We start from the raw sequence: 20,496 nt of genomic DNA, 5'->3' as shown, positions 1-20,496 counted from the left end.
ATTGACGGGCGATTTTGTAGGGTGGGCGGATTCCGCCCGCGCGGTGATAGTTAGCCGTCAAACAGGCGCGCGGGCAGCATTAACGTCGTTTGAACGCGTGGGCGGGGTCATTCCAGGCAATGCGCGGAATGCCAACGCCCGCGCGGTGACAGTTAGCCGTAAAACAGGTGCGCGGCTATTCCTGCGTGATCCACACCGGGGCGGACCACAGCACGTTGCCGTCTTCCTGCGTGACCTTCGCGTAGTAGAAATGCTGGCCGGGCGCCGGGGTGATGGTCGTGGTGGCTGTGGACGACAGTTGCGTGACGGTCCCGCCGCGCATCGGCACGCCCTCCATGATGGCCACCGCCGCGACCTTCTTGCCCGAGCTGGAGGCGAAGTTCACTTTCAGCGTGAGGGGGCCGCAGTTGGTGAAGCGTTCTCCCATCAGCTTGCCGTTGGCGGTGAAGACCAGCTGCGAGGTCTTGTCCATGGTCGCGAACACGCGCCGGGCCTTGAGGGCCGCCATGAAGCTCTCGCGCGTCAAGGGGGTCCCGTTGGGCAGCAGCACGCCGGTGCGGTTGGTGTAGGACGCGCCCCAGTTGGCGCAGTGGTTGTCCTGGTTGGTGCTGAAGGCGACGTGGTAGCCGGCTTCCAGCAGGCGGTTGCAGGCTTGCTCGAAATTGCTGCGCCGCGTCTCGGTCTCGGACTCGTTGGTCGAGAAGGCGGTGCTGTTCATCACCTCGCACAAGGCCATCGCCTCGTCGCCGTCCGGCGTGTAGGCGAGCGGCACGCCATTCACCACGAACTGGCCCTGCTGCGCGGGGTGGTTGAACTGCCCGATCCAGCCGCGCTGGCGCATCAGTGAATACAGCGCGGCGTAGTCGCTGCGCGGGCTCAGGGTGTCGGCCAGCAGCTCGCCCCTGGCGTTCTTTTCCCAGCCCAGCAGCTCGTCGCTGTTGAAGATGTTGACGTGGCCACCGTGGTTGATGACGCCCCATTCCATGCCATAGAGCGCGAGGAAACCCGGCCTGGTGGCGGTGAAGGCGGCTGCGCTGGCCAGGCCGGCCTGGTAGAGGGCCCTGGCGGCGGCGGGATCGGCGTCGGGCGCGGTGCCGTCCGAGCCGTCGTACATGTGGTTGTGCTCCGATACCGCCAGCACGTCCAGTCCGCGCCCGCGGGCATAGGCGAAGGCCGCGTCGGGCCCGTACTTCCCGGTAAGCGGGTCCTGCGCGCCCTTGCATACGTCGAGCGCGGCGCCGCCGTCGCTGTGGTTGCTCTGGCTGTGCAGGTTGGCCAGGTAGACGGTATAGGGCAAGGCGCCAGGCGCCGGCGCCATCGCGGCAGGCTGGTCCTGGCCGCGGGCGCCGGGCAAGGAGGCGAAGCCCGGCATGCGCGGCGCGGGCGCGCTGCCGACGGCGATCTGCCATTCCTGTTCCACCAGCGCCTCAAGGTCGCCGCGCAGGCCGGCGCGCAGACGCACGCGGTACAGGCCTGCGGGTGCAGGTTTGGTGCCGATACGGCCGTTCCATGTGACCGTTGCCGGGACGGCGGCGCTGGCGAGGACGCGGCTGCCGCGCCAGCGCTGGGCCACGCGGCCCTGGGGATCGACCAGTTCCAGCGACCAGTCCACCGTCCCGGAGCGTTCCAGGCCGGGGTAATCGAAGGACAGGCTGAAGGTCCGGCGCGCACCCGCGTCGGCCTTGAAGGGCGCGTGCAGGGTGGCTTCGAATTCCTTGTGCTCGGCAGGCGCCGCGACAGCGCTGCTGCAGCACAGGGCCAGCAGCAGCGCACGGAGGGTGGGGGTCAGGAGTGTGGTTTTCACAATGCAATTTTGACAATTGCACCGAATTCCACCTTGCGCCGATCCGCCTCCTTAATTGCACATTTATCTACATCTGTTGAGCGACTTCAACAGACTTGCGGACCCTCAAAAATGCACGTCCGCCCGCAGCATCGGCGTACTGGCGCGCTGCCCTGCCCCGCCCGTGGTCGCCCGCGAATTGCCGAACTTGTTGTTCCAGAACTGGTAGCCGACGCCGACCCGGATGCGCTTTTTCGGGTAGCCGAGGCGCGGTCCGATGTCGTGCATCAGCGCCAGGTCGAGATTGGTCTCGGCGCTGGTGGCGCGCCCCGCCTCGTCCAGGCCCTTGGCGGCGATCCAGTTGACGAAGCCCTCGAAGGACCAGCCTTCGGCCACCGGGATGCCCCAGCTGGCGCCGAACATCGGGTGGGTGTCGTAGGTGTAGCGGCCGCGCACGTTGGCGATCGGCGGGAAAGGGCCGCTCGGCGCATTGCTCTCGCGCAGCCACAGGATGCTGGTGTTCAGGAAGCCCGGCACGTCCCACATCAGGGTGGGACCGGCGACCAGCATGCGCTTGCGCGAGTTGTAGCCGACATCGTCCTTGTGGTTCACATCGAAACCAAAGGTCAGGCCCACGCCCTTGACCTTGCCGAAGCGGATTTCGGAGCCGCGCAGCGCGCCGAAGTCGAGCGTGTGGCGGTACAGCAGGTAGGCCTCGGGCGCGCCGCTGCTGCTGCCCAGCGAACGCGGGTCGGTGCTGTCGGACTTGAGCAGGTCGAGGTTGAAGTAATTGCTGCCATATTTGTAGCCGCTGGCGTGGGTGAAGGCCAGCACATGCTTCTTGATGTGCCCCGGGATGAAGGGCTCGGCGAAGCGCGTGCCGTAGCGGTAGCTGACTGCATTGTCGCTCCAGTCCTGCGCACCGGCCGGTGCGCTGCAGCACAGCAGGGCGGCGCAGGCCGCGGTGGCTAGTCTTTTGGTCATGTTCTCGATCCTGGCTGGTTGTCGTGATGGCCGCCCATGGCGTCGGACGGCTTGCGTTCCACATACAGCTCGACCTGGTGCTCGCGGCCGTCGTCGACGAGCTCCAGGGTGTTCCCCTCCTGCGGCTGGCCGTCGAGCACCATCTGCTCGCCGGCGCTCGCGCGCCGCACCGTCACGAGGTAATCGGTCCTGCCGGTGCGGTAGCGCAAGCGCAGGCTGTCCCAGCCAGAGGGCAGCAGGGCCGCGAGCCTGATGCGGTCGACCGCGCGGCCAAGGCCGAGCAGCGCGTCGGTCAGCAGCACCTGGGTCCAGCCGGCGCCCACGGCATCCATCATGAAGTAAGGCGTGCCGGCGTAGCGCACGGATGCATCGGTGTGTGGTGCGACCGGATTCGACGCGCGCGCCAGTTCCCAGGCGCGCGTCGCCGCGCCGTCCCCGGCCAGCGCCAGTGCCAGCCATGCCGCCGTGCGTCCATCCTGCGGCGCGGCGCCGGAGATGGCGCCCAGCGCGGGTTGAACGCGGGCGGGGGCGGCGCCGGCAATGGCGGCCCAGGCCTGGGTGGCAGCCACGCTCCCGCCTGCGTCGTCTGCATACGCGGCGCCATCCCAGCCGTGTTCTTCGGCCTGCGCCTTCAAGGCCAGCGCGGCGCCGCGGCAAGTGGTGGCGAAGCCGAAATCGGCGCGGCGGTCGGCCACCTCGGCGAAACGCTGCAGCACGGTGGCGAGCAGGAAGGCCAGCCGCAGGCTCTCGGGACGGCCGGCATGTTGCGGATCGTCCTCGTGCATGCGGGCGTCCTGCAGCGGCAAGCCGCGGGCGCCGAAGCGCAGGCAGCCGCGCAGGCCATGCACGCAATACTGGTACAGGTCGTCGCGCGCCAGGCGCGTGCCGCTCGAGGGGTCGCCGCCGGCCGGCTCGCGCAGCACGCCATAGTCGCCAGTCGCGCCGACATAACGGTGCAGCGCATAGGGCAGCCACAGGAAGTCCTCGACCTGGGCGAAGGTGGCGCCGATTTCTTCGCGCGCCGCCCGCAGCAGCGCCGCGCGCAGCGTGGCCGGGCTGCCGTGCACCGCTGCCATGGCGCCCTGCAGCTGCTGGGCAGGCGTGCCGCCCATGGCGCGGGACAGCGCCCCATACGGCAGCCAGCCGTTGGCAAAGAGGTCGAAAGCGGGATCGGGCGTCTCGACGCGCACGCTGCCGAGCAGCTCGTCCCAGAACCCGTGCAGCTGGCGCAGCGCCAGCGCCGCCCCCTTGGCGCCGCCGTGCTGCTGCACGACCCGGCTGGCCGCCAGGGTATCGGGACTCGCCACCCCGAGCAGGAACACCAGTTCGGTTTCCGCCCCCGGTTGCAGCTCGACCATCACCTGCAATGCGGCGCAGGGATCGAGCGCGGCGCCGAGCGTACCGGCCAGGCTGCTCCGCTCCAGCGCCGCAGGCCGCGCCAGGCTGCGGTGGCGCCCGACGAATTCGCGGCGGTCGGCGGTATAGGCCACCTGCCCCGCCTCGACATGGAAAAAGCCGACCCGGTCGCCGAAGCCCTCGCCGAAAGCGTTGCGGGCGATCAGGGCGCCGCTGGCGAGGTCGATGCCGGTGACGACCTGCAGGCCGGGTGGGAGCGCGGCATCGTCCATCAGCCATTGCACATAGCCGGTCACCGACAGGCGGCGCGGCGAGTTCGAGACGTTGCGCAGCGTGAGCACCGAATACTTGAGCGCCTCCCCGGCCGCCACGAAGCAGCGCAGGTTTGAGGCGATACCGTGGGCCCGGTGCTCGAACAGCGTGTAGCCGAAACCGTGGCGCGTGAGATAAGGCTCGCTGGAGGGCATCGGCCAAGGGATGGGTGACCATGTCGCGCCGCTGTCCTCGTCGCGCAGGTAGAAGGCTTCGCCGCCGGTCGCCGTCAGGCGCAAGTTGCGGCGGCCGCACCAGGTGCCGGCCATGCCACTGGCCGCCAGCTCCGAGCCGAAACCGGCATTGGACAGCGGGTTGTCCCAGGCGGGCGGCAAGCCCTGGTTGCTGCGGATGAGGTATTCGCGTCCGTCCTGCGAAAAGCCGCCGGCGCCGTTGTCGTACTGGAGTGGCTCGTCGAAGACGGGCGCCGAATCCGCCGTCCACGGCGTGGCCGGCTCGCGCGCCGCGAACGGCGCCGGCAGGGCGGGCATCGCCGGCGCGGCGTGGCGCAGCTGGTCGGCCAGCGACCCGCGCTCGCCCAGCAGCAGCACCTGCGCGGCCGAGCGCAGGAGGATGCGGTCTTCCTGCGGCACGTCCTCGAGCAGGTAAACATGGATGCCCTCTTGCCCGCCGGGCGCCAGGCCGGCCACCTCGTCGCGCATGGCGCGGCTGTCACACAAGACCAGCACGTCGGCGGCCAGGCCGCGCGCGTCCCAGTAGGCATGCGCCAGCAGGGTCTCGCGTACCAGGCTGCTCTCCTGGCCGGGCTGCAGCACCAGCAGCGGACGGCCGGCCCCCACGCCATAGAAATCCAGGGCGGCGCGGCCGCGCACGTTGCGTTCGATGACGCCGGCGTCGGCGCGCAGGCCGGGCACCGGATCGAGCAGGCAGGCGGCCAGGCGGTTGTAGAGCTGGGCCTGGGCTTCACCCAGGCCGGCGCGGCGCAGGAAGGCCTGGCCGTGGGTCCAGGCCGCATCGATTGCCCCCGCCACCACCTGCGCGTCGAGGTGGCGCAGCGCCAGCTCGCGCGCGGCGGCCGGGGTGGCGGCCGCGCCCAGCACCAGGTCCACGGTCACCTCCTGGCCGGGCGCCAGCGTGAGCGTGCGGCGGATGGCCAGGGCCGGCGCCGGCGGCGCTTCGTCCAGCGGCGGCAGCTCCGCGAGCGGGTCGAGGCAGCTGCTGCTGTAGGCCGGCGCGCCGGCTGGAGCGCGTACCGCCATCATGTGCAGCACGGAGGGCGCGCCCAGGCCGAAGGAGCACAACAGCGCCTGCGATGCCTCGTCGATCCGCACCGGCTGGGCCGGATCGCTCTGCGCCGCACCCGGGGACACCCCGGGCAGCGCCAGCTCGACATGGCTGGTGATCTCCAGCGTGCGCGGCTCCGCGAGCGTGTTGCGGATGCGGATGCGGCGCAGCTCGACGTCGTCGCTCGGGGCCACCACGACGTCGCTCAGGATGGCCAGCCCGCGTTCTTCGCGGCGGAAGGCCGCGCGCCCTTCGGCGAAGACGGCTTCATAGCGTTCCGGCGCGCCCGCTACCGGCGCCAGCGTGGCCGACCAGGTGTCGCCCGAGGCGGTATCGCGCAGCACGCAGGCCAGGCCGCCGCGGCCGCCCAGCGGGTCGGGCTGCCAGCGCGTGAGGGGCACGCCGCCCCAGGTGCTGTAGCCGGCGCCGTCGCCCGTGATCATCACGTGGTAGCGGCCATTGGACAGCAATTGCAGCTCCGGCATGGCGCTGCTGTCGATGACGCGGCCGCTGGAGGGCACGGCCTGGCGCGCCGCGCCGTCGTAGGGAGCGGCGCGCGATGCGCCGGAGAACGGCACCGGCTCCTGCAGCAGCGGCAGGGCCGCGCGCAGTTCGGGATCGGCCGCGAAACGGCGCTGCATCGGTGCGTCCTGCAGCAATTGCAGCAGCGCGAGCAGGCCCATGCCCTGGTGGCGCGCGGCCACCGTGCGCACGACGTGGCGCTGCTCGCCATGCGGCAGCCGGCCTGGCGTGTAATCGACCGCATCGACGAAACCGTAGTCGCCGCTCAATCCCTCGTGCGCCATGCGTTCGAGGTTGGCCAGCGCCACGCCATGCGCCACCGGCAGCGCCAGCATGGCCGCATACGGCGCGGCCACAAGCTCGGCCCCGGCGCCGCGTTGCAGGGCGGCCGCGGGCACGCCGAAGCGCCGGAACTGGAAGCGCAGCGCGGCATCCACCGCGTTGCAGGCCGATTCCGAAAACCCCCAGGGCATGACCAGATGGCGGCCGTGCGCCACCTGGGCGCGGACGGCGGCGCGGCCGGCGTGGTCGAGCAGCGACTCGCGCCAGGACGGCATCAAGAGGGGCGGCGCGAGGGTGTCCGACAAACTGCCCGAGCGCGACAGCAGCAACTGCTCGGCGCCCGCAACGCGCACCGGCCGCCCCAGGCTCCACCAGTGCTGCTGCGGCAGCTGGCCCTGGGCCACCGCAACAAAAACAGCCATGCAGGCCTCGGAGGCCAGCAGGTCGCAGCTGTCGGCGTCCAGCCGGTTTTCGCGGATATGGCAGCCCGCCGACAGCAAGCCGGTGTCATGGTCGAGCAGCGCCGCGAAATCCATCTCCCCGAGCGAGCGCGCCTGCGCGGCCAGGCGTGCGGCCTGCGCCAGCAGCGCCGTTGCCCGGTCGCGTCCTTCGCGCACCAGGCGCGCCAGGCCCGGCTGGGTGGCGGCCGCCGGATCGATGGCGGCCAGTTCGCGCAAGGTCGGAATGCGCGTCAGGCTGGCATCGAAGACGTATTCCTGCGCGGCGCGCATCCATGGCGCCAGCGCGAGCAGGTCGTCCCGCACCGCGTGGCACTGGGCCGCCAGGCGCGCTGCCCAGCCGCGCAGGCTGTCGTTATCGGACTGGCTCAGCGCGGCATCGAGCGCATCGGCCGCGTCGACGGCGTGGCGCAGGCATTCGCACAGGCCGGGCAAGGTGTCGGCGGCGCGGCAGCGTGTCGGGTCGAGCGCGGCCCAGACGGCGGCCAGCTTCTGGCGCACATCCGGCCGCTGACCCACCGCCAGCTCGTCCACCACATGCAGGGCGGCGCGGATCCCGTCCAGCGCATGCGGTCCGCAGAGCGGCGCGTCCGGCAATTCGTCGAGCCCCACGGCCAGCGTGCGCAGGCTCAGTGCCAGCCAGCCGCTGTTTGCTGTCGATACGAAGGCCGGCTCGCAGGGTGCGAGGGTGGCGTTGTCGTAGGCGGCCAGGTAATGGCCCTTCCAGCGTTCCAGCAAGGCCATCGACGCCAGCGAGCCCTCCAGCCGTTCGAGCAAGGCGCCCACCGGCAGGTAGCCGAAATCGCGCGCCGCCAGCGTGGACAAGAGGCCTGACGCGATGCCGCCCGGGGTGCTGCGCCCATCCACCAGCGGATGCGGGTGCTCCTGCACGCTTTCCGGTGGCAGCCAGTTGTTGGCGGGGCCGGCGTGGTCTTCGAAGAAGCTCCAGCTGCGGCGCGCCAGGCGCTGCACGAAGGCGTGCCGCGCGGCCGGCAGGCGCGGCGGGCGCTGGCGCAGCGGGAGGCTGGTCCACCAGGCCAGCGCCGGCGCCAGGAACCACACCAGCAGCGCCGGGGCGGCGGTGAACAGCGAATACGGATTGGCAAAGGTCAGCAGCAGCGCGACGGCCACCGCCAGCGCCGGGGAAATCCACATCGTGATCCAGTTGTTGGCGATGTCACGGGCAGGCCGCGACAGTGCCGGCAGACGCCATTCGAGCTGGTGCCGGCGCGAGACGTGGCGGCGCCAGACCGCGCGCGCGATGGCGTCCAGCTGGCACCAGGCGGCATGCGGCAGGAAACTGGCCGCCAGCGCCCCACGCACCAGCGCCACGCGGGCGCCGCGCGCCCAGGCGTCGAGGTGCTGGCGCCATGGCGTGTCGTGTGGCCGGTCGGCAAGCGCCACCAGGCTGGCGCCCAGCGCGGGCAGGAAGAACACCGACAGCACGGCGCCGATCCAGAATGCGGGGGCGGCCAGCGCAGTCCAGCACAGCACCAGCAGCAACACCAGCGCCGGGGCCACCAGGCTGTCGCGCAGCGCGTCGAACAGCTGCCAGCGGTGCTCAGGCGTCATCGGGTTGGCTTCGCGCTTCCCGTCCGCAGCGGCGACGACGCGGCGCACCCAGCCGGCCGACTGCCAGGCCGCGCGCACCGTGCGGTGGCGGCGCACCGCGTGCTCGCCGTAGTTGTCGGGGAAGGCTTCTTCCAGGCGCACGTCGCAATCGAGGGCCGCATGCAGGCAGCCTTCGTCGACCGGCCCCGGCTTGAGCAGGGCATCGTCGGGCAAGCGCTCGCGCAGCACGCGCTCGTAGGTGTCGACGTCATAGATGGCAGCCCAGCCGAACATGCCCTGGGTGTCGCATTCGTGCCCGGCCAGCGCCGCGGCCCAGGTACCGCGCCCGCCGGTCCACAGCCGCTGGTAGCGGCAGGCCTGCCGGCCCGGCAGGGCGCCGCCGATGGCCGGGCGCAGCATCCCGTGGCCCTCGACGATGCGGCTGCCATCGGCATGCAGCGCCGGCTGGTTGAGCGGGTGGGCCATGGCGCCGACCAGCGCCCTGCCGGCATCGCGCGGCAGGTCGATGGCGGCATCGAGGGTGATCACATAGCGCACTTCGGCTAGAGCGGCGGTGCTGCCCGCGCTGCAGGCAAAACGCTCGCGGCCCGTGCCCGCCAGCCAGGCATTCAGGTCGGCCAGCTGGCCGCGGCGGCGCGCGCGGCCGATCCAGGCCTGCTCGCCGCTGTTCCACGTGCGCGGACGCTGCAGCAGCAGGAAGGGCTCGATTCGCCGGGTGAGCGTGGCCGGCTGGCCGTCTTCGTCCAGCGTGGTAAAAGTGTGGCGCTGCGCATGCTTGCGGTTGAGCGCGTCGATGGCCTCGGTGGCGCGAGCGACCAGCCCTGCATCGCCCGGCAGCGTTTCGGCGTCGGCGTCGTGCAGGTCGGCCAGCAGGCAGAAACGCAGGCGCGGGTCGCGGTTGGCGAGATAGCGTACTTCGAGGTCGCGGCACAGCGCGTCGACCTGCGCACTGGTTTTCAGGCGCGCGGAAACCGCCACCAGCGCCTGGGCATCAAGCGGGATGCCGCTGCTGAAATCCATGCGCGCCGTGGCGGGAGGCGGCGCCAGCCAGGGCGCCATCATGTCGACCAGCGCATCGGCCAGTTGGCTCGCGCCAACCAGGGCCAGCAGCCCGACGGCGGCCTGCAGCAGCATTCCCGCGCCGCCCTGGCGCGCGCATACCACGGCGGCCATCGCAAACAGCAGCGTGAGCACGCAGGTGGCGCCGATGCGCAGCGCCAGCGGCAGATGCCGCGCGCGCCGGCGCAAGCCTGCGGCCAGGCCGGGACGCGGCTGGAGACGCGCCTCCAGTGCGGCCGCGCCCGGACCGCACAGGTAATAACCGATGTGGCGGTGGCGCGCATCCAGGCCGCCCTCCGCCGGCGTATGGTGCCTGCCTGCCAGCGCCAGCGCCTCGGAAGCCACTTCGGATTCGAGCCGCCCGGTGCGGCGCGCCAGGTCTTCGATGCTGCGCCGGTACAGGTCGCGCGTCGGGCCGTCCATGCGCGGGTAGCTGCCATCCGGGTCGGCGCGCAGCGTGCTTTCCACGGTGGCGAGATTTTCTTGCAGCGCGCGCCAGTCGATCCCGCCGAGCAGGCGCAGGCTGGCCAGGCAGTGGGCGGCATGGATGCCGTCGGCGGCCAGCGCGCTGCGTTCGTCCTGCACCTGCTGCGCGATGCTGGAACCGTCGTCCGCCAGGCGGGCATCGATCCAGGCCAGCGCCTGGGCCAGTGCGCCGCCCTGCCCCTGCAGCCGGCGCGCGAGCTCCGCAATAAAGCTGCTGCCCATCGGCTGCACGGCGCGCGCCATGTCGGCCACCAGCAGGATCAGGTCACCGGAGCGCTGTGCGGCGGTATCGACCATGCGCGTGGCCCAGCCCTCGGCCAGCACGCGCTCGCGGCAAGCCCGCTCGCTGCGCGCGGCGATGTCGCGCAGGCTGCCCAGCAGCGCCAGGCGCAAGGCGGCAGGCTGCAGGCGCAGCTCGGCCAGCAGCAGCGGGGCGGTTTCCTGATAGGCGGCGAGGAAACGGACCAGGGGCTCGCGCTCGATGCGGCCGGCGCCCTGCGCCACGGCTTCGCGCGCCAGGACCTGCAGGCGGGCCCCGGCGGGCTGCTCCAGGCAGGGCAGCACGCCATCGTCGTGTAATAGCTGGCCGCGGGCGAGGCGCAGCTGGGCGTCGATCAGGGGAGTATGGTCGAGGATGGCGGTGGCAGCGGCCGGCAGTTCGCTGCCGGCCTGGCGCGCACGGTCGAGCGCCTCGCAGGCGGCGTCCAGGGCGGCGCTTTGCCCGGCCAGCAGGGCGCGCAGGCCGGGCGCGCCATTGCCGCCGGCCAGTCGGTGGCGGGACGCGAGTGCGCGACCATGCGCCGCCAGCTGCGCGGCAGTCATCGGCACACTCATCGGCACGTCAGCGTCGGCGCGCACGGTACCAGCTTGCTGCGCGGACGCGAATTCGGCCATCGGGTTCTTCTCCAGGTTCAACAGGGTCCTCGGCAATGAGGCGTGCGCTGTCGACTGCTGGCGCGCCGGGCGCCCGGGGCGGTTCAGTGGAGCGATACAGCAGACCAACATGGCGGGGCGCGCACGGCCTCCGTCATGCTAGAAGAAGCCCGGGGTGGGCACTGTGCGGTGACGTACAAAGGGGGCAGATGCGCCACCCTGTTGCGGGTTTGCCTCGACTCAGCCGGCCAGCGCCAGTCCGCCGGCCACGTGCCAGGCCTGGGCGTGGCCGAGCCGCCGCAACAGGCGAACCGCCCGTGCGCTGCGGTTGCCGCTGCGGCACATGAAGACCAGCGGACGCGGTTCGCCCTGCAGCCATGCCGCGGCCTGCCCGGCCAACTGCGACAGCGGGACGTGCCGGGCCACGTGGCCGCCCAGGTGCGCGGCGCCGGCCGCGTGCTCGGGCTGCTCGCGCACGTCGATCAGCAGCGCGTCCGGATGGGCGTCCAGGTAAGCCTGTGCGGCAGCCGCATCGAGGTGCATGCCGTCGTCAAGCAGGGGCTCGGCGGCGGGGCGCGAGACCGCCGGCTCGCCGATGCGGTGGCAGCACAGGGCCAGATCGGCGACCGAGGCATCCTGCGGCAGAGTACCGAAGACGAAGCGCACGGCATGGGCCGGCAAGGTATCGCCTTCCGGCCTTCCCAGCAGGAAGGCGTCGCCGGCCTTGAGCAGCAGGTCGCGGCCGAGCGTGATGGACTCGGGTGCGCTGCCAGGCGCCAGATCCATCAATGCGCACAGCGCATCGGCGCCCCCTGCCCCATGGCTGGTGTCGAAACAGGCACTCAAGCGGCAGCCGCGGGCGCGCAGGTCGGCCGCGACGCGCGAGGCCAGCGCGGCGGGCGGATCGATGGCGATGCATTCGCGCCCCTCCTCGTCGAACAGCAGCCAGCCGCTTGCGCCACCCGACTCGATTTGCTCCAGCCCGGACGGCGCCCTGGGGGCTGCCAGCGCCTGGCCGCAGCGCAGGATCCGGGTACAGGCTTCAATAATGAAGGCATCGTCCACCAGGGGGCCGAAGGACATGCGTACCGCCGAGGCGCTGCGCTCGGCCGGCACGCCCATCGCGTCGAGCACATAGCTCGGCGCCGCCTTGGCCGCCGAGCAGGCCGAACCCGCGCTGACGCGCACCTCGGCGGCATCGAACAGGTCGAGCAGCTCCTTGCTGCTGCGTCCCGGCACCGAGAAATTCAGGGTGGTCGGCAGTGCGTGCGCGAGCGGGGCGTTGAAGACGACACCCGGAAAGGCGTCGCGCAGCGCGCCGGCCAGCCGGTCGCGGCATGCCAGCAGTTCGGCGTGGGTGCGGAAGGTGCCGCCCTCTTCCAGCGCGGCGAGCACCGCGCCCAGGGCGGCGATGCCGGCCATGTTCTCGGTGCCGGAGCGCTGGCCGGCTTCCTGGCCACCGCCGCACATCAGGGGCGTGTAGGGCGCGCCTTCACGCACGTAGAGCAGGCCGACGCCCTTCGGTGCATACAGCTTGTGGCCCGAGAACGGTGCGTAGTCGATGCGCGTGGTGCCAAGTGCCAGCGGCAGCTTGCCGAGCGCCTGCACGCAGTCGACCATCCACAGCGCCGGACTGGCGGTGTTTCCAAGGACGGCGGCGATGCCGTCGAGGTCGGACACGATCCCGGTCTCGTTGTTGGCCGCCATGGTGCACACGAACGCCGCGCGCGGCGCCAGTTCGCGCAGCAGGTCCAGCCGGTGGCGTCCGTCGGCGTCGACCGGCAGCGCGCGCAGCTCCAGGCCGGTGCCGAGCAGGCGGTTCCAGTGCGCCAGCGATTCCGGCACCGCCTTGTGCTCGGTGGCGCCGTACAGCAGCAGGTCGCCGCAGGGCTCCCCGCGCAGGCGGCGCTCGCGCACCGCGCACAGCGCCGACAGCACGGCGGTCTGGATGCCTTCGGTGGCGCCGCTGGTGAACAGCACCCTGCCCCTGGGGGCGCCCAGCACGCGGCGCACCGATGCGCGGGTCGCATCGAGCAAGGCCTTGGCGCGCAGGCCGGCCGCATGGCTGCTGCTCGGGTTCCCGAAACAGGCCCCCATTGCGGCGTTGGCGGCCGCCAGAGCCGCCGGCAGGACCGGCGAAGTAGCGTTGGCGTCGAGGTAGAGTTCGCTGTTCATAAAGATATTACAAAAAGGTAATTAATTGCTATGGATCGTGTTATTGTTAGTGAATATGTTACGGAATTGACCCGATAAAGGTATACCAATTTTCCTGACTTATCCCGTACGTTTGGCATATCTATTCTCCATATACCTATATTTGGAAAATGAATTCACTCGACAAGTTTGATTGCGCCATTCTTGCCGCATTGCAGGCAGACGCCACCCTCTCGATTTCCGGCCTCAGCGAAAAGGTCGGACTGTCCAGCACACCCTGCTGGAAGCGCGTCAAGCGCCTCGAGGAAGACGGGTATATCGAAAGCCGCGTCAGCATCGTCAACCGCAACAAGGTCGGCCTGCCGGTGACGGTTTTCGTCAGCGTGCGCACCAGCGAGCACGACGAAAAATGGCTGGCGCGTTTCGCGGCGTCCGTGGTCGCGCTGCCGGAAGTGCTCGAATTCCACCGCATGAGCGGCGACGTCGACTACCTGCTCAAGGTCGTCACCACCGATATCGCCGGTTACGACCGCTTCTACAAGAAGCTGATCAAGGCCGCGCGGCTGAGCGGCGTGTCGTCCGCGTTCTCGATGGAGCAGATCAAGTACACCACGGCGCTGCCGCTGGAACTGATCTCGCACGGGCTGCCTGCCTGACTTCAAAAACATCGCGGAATCATGCGATGATGGCGGCCGTTCGCAATGAAAAACGGAGACCTCAGGAATGCCAATCAAGATGAACATGGCGCCGCTGGCGCTGGCCGCGCTGCTTGCCGCGCATGCCGGTTCGGCCACTGCCGCCGAACAGCTCGTGAAAATCGGCGTCAGCGGTCCGCTCTCGGGCGCGAATGCCTTCGCCGGCAAGGACAACGAGAACGGCGTGCGCCTCGCCGTCGAAGAACTCAACGCACAAAAACTCCAGGTCGGCGGCAAGCTGCTCCGCTTCGAGCTGCAGTCCGAAGACGACGGCGGCGACCCGAAACAGGGCGTGACCGTGGCGCAGAAATTCGCCGATGCCGGCGTCAAGTTCGTGCTCGGGCCCTACAACTCGGGCGTGGCGATTCCCGCTTCGCGCGTCTACAACGACAGCGGCATCCTGATGTCGACGGTCGGCACCAATCCCAAGATCACCGCGTCGGGCTATGCCACCGTGTTCCGCATCGTGGCCAGCGACACCCAGGTCGGCGGCTCGGTCGCGGCCTATGCGGCCAAGGAGTTGAAGGTCAAGAACGTGGGCGTCATCGACGACCGCACCGCCTTCGGCCAGGGCATCGCGATGGAATTCAAGCGCCAGGCGCAGGCGGGCGGCATGAAGGTCGCGGGCCACGAATACACCACCGACAAGGCCAGCGACTTCGCCGCCATCCTCACCGCCCTCAAGGCCAAACGCGTCGATGCGGTGTTCTTCGGCGGCTACGCGCCGCAGGCCGCCCCGATGGCGCGCCAGATGAAGCAGCTCGGCCTGAACGTGCCGCTGCTGGGCGGCGACACCCTGTGCAGCCCGGAGATGGCCAAGCTCGGCGGCGCTGCGGTGGGCGAAAACGTGCGCTGCGCCCAGGCCGGCGCCATCGTCGCCAAGCAGCCGGGCGGCCCGGCCTTCATCAACAGCTACAAGGCGCGCTTCAAGCGCGAGCCGGACGTGTACGCGCCCTCGTTCTACGACCAGACGAAATTCATCGCACAAGCCATGAAGACCGCGAACTCGACGGACGCGGCCAAGGTCGGCGCGGCGATGCACACGATCAGCTACCAGGGCGTGGTCGGTACCTATGGCTACGACCCGAAGGGCAACCTGAAGAAGACCGCCGTCACCGTCTACACCTTCAAGAACGGCGCATTGACGCCGCTGGCCAGCTACTGATCCGGGACGAACGAAAATGAAAGCACTGTATACACTGGGCGCCGTGGCTGCGGCCGCGCTGCTCGCCTGCACGCCGGCGCTGGCTGCGCCCACGACCCCGCCGAAGCCCGCCTCCGCCGCGGCTACTTTTGAGAGCCGCCAGATCAACGCCCTGGCCGACGAGTACTACGAATCGCTGGCGCGCTTCGAGCCGGTATGGGCCACCGAAAGCGGCGACAGCCGCTTCAACGACAAGCTGGGCCTGTCGATCTCGCCGAAACTGCGCCAGCAGCAGTTCGCGCTGTACCGCAGCTACCTCAAGCGCCTGAACGCGATCCCGCGCGAGCGCCTCGGCAGCCGCGACCAGACCAGCCACGACATCCTGAAGTTCGAACTGGACACCGCGCTGCGCCTGGCCGCCTTCCCCGAGCACCTGATCCCGATCGACCAGATGGTCAGCATGCCGGTGATCCTGGCGAACTACGCCAGCGGCCAGGGCGCGCAGCCGCTCACCACGGCGCGCGAATACCGTGCCTACCTGAGCCGCCTGAACCAGCTGGTGCCGCACATCGACCAGTCGATCGTCAACATGCGCGAAGGGATCAAGCGCGGCGTGGTGCAGCCGCGCGAGCCGATGCAGTCCGCCCTGCCGCAGTTCAAGCAGCTGGTGGCGGCCAAGCCGGAAGACAGCATCTTCTACACGCCGATCAAGAACATGCCGGCCAAGTTCTCCAGCGCCGACAAGCGCAGCCTGAAGACCGCCTACCGCAAGGCGATCGCCAACAAGCTCAATCCGGCCCTCAAGCGCCTGGCGACCTTCATCGAGAAGGACTACTTACCGAAGACCCGCACCACTGCCGGCTGGAACGCGCTGCCGCAAGGCGCCGCCTGGTATGCAGCACGCGCCGCGGCCATGACCACGACCAGCCTCACGCCCGAGCAGATCCACGAGATCGGCCTGAAGGAAGTGGCGCGCATCCAGGGCGAGTACGGCGTGACCGGCCCGAAGATGGGTTACACCGGCCCGGCCGCCGGCCTGCCGCGCTGGGTGTCGGAGCAGCCGAAATTCAAGCCGTTTACCTCCGACCAGCAGGTGATCGACGTATTCCGCGAGCTCGATGCGAAAGTGCGCACCAAGCTGCCTGGCCTGTTCACACTGATGCCGAAATCGCCGCTCGACCTGCGCCTGGAGCCGGAATTGTCGCGTGCGACCGCCTCGGACCACTACACGCCGCCGGCGGTGGACGGTTCGCGTCCGGGCGTGTTCTGGTCGGTGGTGAACGATCCGAAACAGTACGGCAGCACCGGCATGGTCACGCTCTACCTGCACGAAGGCCAGCCGGGCCACCATTTCCACATCGCGCTGGTGCAGGAACTGGGCCTGCCGAACTTCCGCAAGTTCGGCGGCAACAACGCCTTCACCGAAGGCTGGGCGCTGTATGCCGAGACCCTGGGCAAAGAGATGGGCCTGTTCGAGAAACCGGAAGACTATTTCGGCCACCTGAACGACGAGATGCTGCGCGCCGCGCGCCTGGTGGTCGACACCGGCCTGCACGCGAAGGGCTGGAGCCGCGAGCGGGCGATCAAGTACTTCCAGGAGACGCTGGGCTATTCGGAGCACGAAGCACGCGCGCAGATTGAACGCTACATGGTGTGGCCGGGCCAGGCGCTGGGCTACAAGATCGGTTCGCTGAAGATCATGGAACTGCGCAAGCGCGCGCAGGATGCGCTGGGCAGCAAATTCAGCCTGCCGGAATTCCACAAGGTAGTACTCGAGGAAGGCACGCTGCCGCTGGCGGTGCTGGAAGCGAAGGTGGATCGGTGGATTGCGGAGACGAAGTAATTGTTCTTGTAGATTGCTTAGATAACCGGGCTACGATCCGGTTATCTCTATATCGTCAAAAGTTCTCATCAACTATCGGTATTACGGTCGGCCGACCAGGTTTGGGTTCCTGAATCGTCGATTTCAAGATGAAGGTCGCCGTGACGGCGTGTCGACCGGACAAGCGAACAGTGGTAGCGATACTTGCTGTGTGCGTCAGTATTCGGCTTCCTACCTACAGAAACACAAATTACTTCTGGCTTAATTAAGTTCATAGCCTCGCAGTGGTAACCGCTATCACGTCCGTGGTGACTAGCTTTAAGATAAGTCGTTTGCAACCGACTACCGTAATTTGCGGCCATACTTTCCCACGCAACACTCTCTGCATCACCAGGAAACAAAATACTTTTCCCCGCATGTGTAACACGCAAAACGATACTTAAATCATTGGATTTACCTGAAGCGTTGCAAGCCCTTACCAATTCCGAAGTAGGAGAGAGAATTTCAATCTGGTCACCACCTGAAATTCCCTCTTCATCTTTTCCGAACGCGTATAACGAGTTGCCTCGTTCATAAAATTTTGGACTAATTCCCGCTACCATCCCAGAGCGCAGTGCTTGGTAAAACTCCCAATCTTCGCGATCAGCGCTTCCACGAAAAGTAGGCGTCGGCTTAGTATTTCTTGTGTCCCAAAAGTTAACAAATCCAATCTCGTCGTACAAGCGCTTAAGGCCACGCATGTGATCCATATCAGGATGTGTCTGGACATATCTAAAAACTTTCTTCCCAGGATACATGTCTTTCATGAATCGAATCGGATCAGTTAACTCGGTTCGCTCGACACTGTCTGCATGACTCTCCGCTGCAAAGACGGCTTTTATGATCCCGCCTCCGCCTCTCGACAAGAATGCAAATTGCTCGTCTACGAGCTCTTTATGAGAGTCAGCATCATACTCTTGAGAATTATTTATATCAATAACAGTCAAGTTGCCAGAATTATGTTGGATAACTGTACAGTCCCCATGACCAACATTCAAAAAATGAACACGAAGCATAGATTCTTTTTCTAAAAACTTATTAAAATTTGTTGACCATTGGACACTGCTGCAATTTGATTTCTCCCTAAACAGAAAATTTTTCCTTGCCGGGAGTTTTGGCAGGTATCTTATTTAGGGCTTCCCACAGGCGCTTCGCATACGCATACCCGGCCAATTCAACCGTTTTCGCATTAAAGTGGAAAAGCCACGCCAGTAAAAGCACGACTGTCAGAACTAACGTAAGCACATGTGATGCATCTAACTTAATCAAATCTTTAAAAATAACACGAAAGTCAGAACTAAAAATGTTCACTCCGTGGATTAAAGTGGCGAGAATCGATAGGATACAAATTACGACTCCCACCCACCGGCAGCCGTAGGCATTGCGGCTATAACCATATGCGACCAACTCACTAAAAACAAAGGGGTATTTTCTCTTGTCAATGGTCAACAGACATAATGCGTTTGCAGCGGCCACATACACATCGTCTGCCTGCTCTAAATTTGTAGCCTCATCCTGTGGACTCGGCATTTTAATTCCTAGCTTTTTTTCGATGCGCTGGTGATAGGTATTCTTGGTTTGGGAAGAAAGTTTCGTATCAGAATGACGCAGCAGGATCGTCGTTGGCTGACCGCCCCATTTTTTGTATAACCTGTTCTGGGCACGTAGCCCCCACGACCGGACGAAACTCGCGAGAAAATAAGGGCCGCCACAACTGGCAATGACAGATCCAAGCGCGACAAGCAATGGGTCTTTAGAACCCATTACAACCGCAAAAAAAATAATCACAGGCGCTAGAAGAAGCAACCCAGGAAACAGCCGAGCCTTCAATTCATACGGATCGAAAAGTCGCGAGAACAGCGCAGACCAAATCATCGGGGCACCTTAAATTTACTCTCAGTAATAAATTATATAGCCTTTTACAAGGCATTTGTAACTAAAAGTTGGGCGCGAAATTTGTTCCCTTAACGAAATTGATCGCTCCAGTACTTGGGCGAAATTCTTGAGGAGTTAGCCGATCATGAACACCGGATACCGCCTCCACTCCGGCTCCCGATACCGCTCGCAGTTCGCAAAGATAAAGTCCAGCACCGCCTCCTGGTTGCCCAGCAGCGCCGCATTCTCCCGCTTCCATTCCTCGAACTTCGCCGCCAGTGCCGGCTCGTCGTTGAGCAGTTCCGCCGCGTGGTCTTCGAACACGTAATCCGAATACGCCTCTTTTTTCTCCAGCACGCTGTTGAAGAAACCCCAACGGAAGAAGCTGTCGTGGCCTTGCGGCTCGAGCGTTTCCACCGCATAGCGTGCATTGTCCTGGTCGAGCGGCACGATGAAGTCGCCGGCGCGCAGTGCTACCCGCCCGCGGCGCTTTTCCAGCACCACGTCGTCGTGGAACATGTGACCTTCGTAGGCGGTCGGGCGCGAAGTGACGGAGACGATGTGGTAATAGTCGACTTCTTCCACGCGGTCGGCTTCCACGCGCTCGAGGCGCACGCCATTCCACTGCAGGCGCTCGATCGCTTCACGCCACTGCTGCGGCACGATGTAGGCGCGCGGTGCGCGCACGGTGATATCGGCCGGGAAGCTGTTGTAGTAGGCGATGTCGCGCTCCCACGGCTTGGTCCGGTCGTAGGACAGGCGGGTGTAGGCGCCCAGCACGCTCGGCGTGTACTTCGCCTCATAGCCCTTGAAGCGGAACGAGGACGGATTGGACTCGTCCATCGCCCAGTGAATCGGCCACTCGGCACGGGTGCGCCCAAGCTGCTTGGCGGCGCGGCGCAGGGCCTGGATCTGGCCGGAGTGCTTCACGGTAAAGTCCAGCGCGGTCTCGACCAGCGCGCGCATCGACTCGTAGCGGTCCTTGAACGGCTTGAGCATGTGCGTCTCGGGCATGAAGCCGATCGTGTGGTGCAGCGCCGCGTAGCCGGTCGAGAAGCGCGCGGTTTCCAGGAATTCGGCGATGCCGTGGTCAGGACAGTCCTTGACCGGGTTCACGTAGGGGCAGGTCGGCCAGCCGCGCGCTTCCATGCCGGCATACATCGCCGGCAGCATGGTCGAGCGCAGGAAGCCGCCCAGCTCCTCGCCCAGCTTGTCGGCCTGGGTGTGGATCAAGGTCATCGTGTAGCTGTAGTCGGCGCCGTTCGAGGTATGGGTATCGACCATCACGTCCGGATCCCAGGCGGTGAACAGCTGGTTGAACACGCGCGCGGTCAGGGTGTCGCATTTGACGAAGTCGCGGTTCAGGTCCAGGTGGCGGCTGTTGCCGCGGAAGCCGAACTGCTCGGGGCCGTCCTGGTTCACGCGCGAGGTGTCGGCGCGATTCAGGCTGCCGTCCACGTTGTACAGCGGGACGAACAGGAACACGGTATTGCCCAGGCCAGCCAGGCGCTCGGGCTGGGTGCAGAAGTCGCGCACCAGTGCCATGCAGCTGTCCACGCCTTCGGGCTCGCCCGGATGGATGCCGTTGTTGTTGAAGAAGACCGGGCGGCCGGCGCGCTTGAGTTCTTCGCGGTCGAACACGCCATCGCTGGTCACCACGCCCGCATGGATCGGCACGCCGGCATCGGACACGCCCACCTGGGCAAAGTGCAGCACGCCGGGATAGCGGCGCGCCAGGTCTTCGTACCAGGCGATGCACTCAACCAGCGTGGTGGTCTGGTTCAGGTTGCCCTGTTCGTAAGGGGTCAGCAGTTCGTTTGACATGGTTTGCTTTG

General features: G+C 67.0%; 10 protein-coding genes. 3 read left to right on the top strand and 7 right to left on the bottom strand.

Features of this window, described 5'->3' with window-relative positions:
• Positions 1-175: 175 nt before the first annotated feature.
• The 4 genes from AC56LR_RS17515 to AC56LR_RS17500 all read right to left on the bottom strand — a co-directional run bounded on the left by AC56LR_RS17515 (position 176) and on the right by AC56LR_RS17500 (position 13,107).
• A complete protein-coding gene (locus AC56LR_RS17515; protein ID WP_497132127.1) occupies positions 176-1,804 on the bottom strand; it encodes a CehA/McbA family metallohydrolase in 1,629 nt (542 codons plus the stop codon).
• A 105-nt stretch (positions 1,805-1,909) separates the two neighbouring features.
• A complete protein-coding gene (locus AC56LR_RS17510; RefSeq protein WP_497132125.1) occupies positions 1,910-2,767 on the bottom strand; it encodes an outer envelope protein in 858 nt (285 codons plus the stop codon).
• Positions 2,764-10,974, bottom strand: coding sequence for a GH36-type glycosyl hydrolase domain-containing protein (locus tag AC56LR_RS17505; protein ID WP_497132123.1), 8,211 nt, complete (start codon positions 10,972-10,974; stop codon positions 2,764-2,766). The genes AC56LR_RS17510 and AC56LR_RS17505 overlap by 4 nt, the downstream gene beginning before the upstream one ends.
• A gap of 198 nt (positions 10,975-11,172) precedes the next feature.
• Positions 11,173-13,107, bottom strand: a complete 1,935-nt coding sequence (locus tag AC56LR_RS17500) for an aminotransferase class V-fold PLP-dependent enzyme (protein WP_497132121.1) — start codon at positions 13,105-13,107, stop codon at positions 11,173-11,175.
• A gap of 149 nt (positions 13,108-13,256) precedes the next feature.
• Between AC56LR_RS17500 and AC56LR_RS17495 the strand changes: the two genes are divergently transcribed.
• The 3 genes from AC56LR_RS17495 (at position 13,257) to AC56LR_RS17485 (ending at position 16,768) form a co-directional block, all read left to right on the top strand.
• Positions 13,257-13,742 carry an Lrp/AsnC family transcriptional regulator gene (locus tag AC56LR_RS17495; RefSeq protein ID WP_497132119.1) on the top strand — a complete coding sequence of 162 codons (486 nt, stop codon included), beginning with the start codon at positions 13,257-13,259 and terminating at the stop codon, positions 13,740-13,742.
• 67 nt (positions 13,743-13,809) lie between these two features.
• Complete coding sequence (locus tag AC56LR_RS17490; protein ID WP_497132117.1) at positions 13,810-14,946, top strand: branched-chain amino acid ABC transporter substrate-binding protein; 1,137 nt, start codon at positions 13,810-13,812, stop codon at positions 14,944-14,946.
• Positions 14,947-14,962: 16 nt separating this feature from the next.
• The gene (locus AC56LR_RS17485) at positions 14,963-16,768 is read left to right on the top strand and encodes a DUF885 domain-containing protein (RefSeq protein WP_497132115.1); all 1,806 of its coding nucleotides are present in this window, start codon (positions 14,963-14,965) and stop codon (positions 16,766-16,768) included.
• 68 nt (positions 16,769-16,836) lie between these two features.
• Here the strand turns inward: AC56LR_RS17485 and AC56LR_RS17480 are convergent, their stop codons facing one another.
• The 3 genes from AC56LR_RS17480 to AC56LR_RS17470 form a co-directional block, all read right to left on the bottom strand.
• Positions 16,837-17,802: a ComEC/Rec2 family competence protein gene (locus AC56LR_RS17480; RefSeq protein WP_497132113.1), complete on the bottom strand. Its 966-nt coding sequence runs from the start codon at positions 17,800-17,802 to the stop codon at positions 16,837-16,839.
• Positions 17,803-17,869: 67 nt separating this feature from the next.
• Positions 17,870-18,661, bottom strand: a complete 792-nt coding sequence (locus tag AC56LR_RS17475) for a hypothetical protein (protein ID WP_497132111.1) — start codon at positions 18,659-18,661, stop codon at positions 17,870-17,872.
• A 135-nt stretch (positions 18,662-18,796) separates the two neighbouring features.
• A complete protein-coding gene (locus AC56LR_RS17470; protein WP_497132109.1) occupies positions 18,797-20,485 on the bottom strand; it encodes a M14 family zinc carboxypeptidase in 1,689 nt (562 codons plus the stop codon).
• Positions 20,486-20,496: the final 11 nt, after the last annotated feature.

It is taken from the genome of Telluria sp. ZT3P39 (genome assembly GCF_059685935.1).
The sequence above is the reverse complement of the archived record's forward strand: the minus strand, read 5'-3'. Positions and strand labels throughout refer to the sequence as shown.